Source organism: Shewanella sairae (assembly GCF_023283535.1).
In the GTDB taxonomy this organism is placed as follows: domain Bacteria; phylum Pseudomonadota; class Gammaproteobacteria; order Enterobacterales; family Shewanellaceae; genus Shewanella; species Shewanella sairae.
This window is the reverse complement of the sequence record NZ_JAKILT010000232.1, coordinates 1-536: the sequence shown is the minus strand read 5'-3', so window position 1 is coordinate 536 and position 536 is coordinate 1. Positions and strand designations below refer to the sequence as shown.

At 49.3% G+C, this 536-nt stretch carries 1 protein-coding gene; it reads right to left on the bottom strand.

All coding sequences use genetic code 11. The features are described from left to right. The coding region (locus L2748_RS24340) for a hypothetical protein (RefSeq protein WP_248957851.1) at positions 1–536 on the bottom strand (536 nt) is incomplete at both ends.

The window sequence follows — 536 nt, the reverse complement described above, 5'->3', positions numbered from 1 at the left end:
GGGACGTAGTTTTTACTGGTGCGGCGGTAGGGCTTACTGTCTGCGGCTGCACTTGGCCATGAGTATTGAAAGGTTTGAATGCCTTTAGGGGGCAGCACTCGTGGCTCCCTCATGGTGGAAGTGCCGTCATTGCTTCCTTGCTCAAAACCAGTTGGTAAATCTGTACCAAAGGGGTTGCTAGGCAGTGTTGGATTGCTTGTGTCTATTTGAGGTAATTGGTTCGTGAACTTGGTGACGCGCTCATTAAGCGTTTCATCCAGTCGTGCTAAGCGTTCATCCCATGCGGCATCGGATTTTTCCATTTGCTTATCAAAGCGGTTTTTGAGGTTATCTGTCGCAATACTGAATCTGCTTTCGAGCTGCATTTTCTCATTTTTGAGTTTACTGATTTCCGCTTTGAGAGCGGTTACATCTTGCTGCTGGGCTTGTAGCGCTGATTGTGTGTCCTTTTCGCTAAAGTCGGGGGTAACGACTTCGCCAAATTCGACATCGGGCGCGACCACAGCTTGAGGCGGCGCAGTGATAAGCTTCACCAT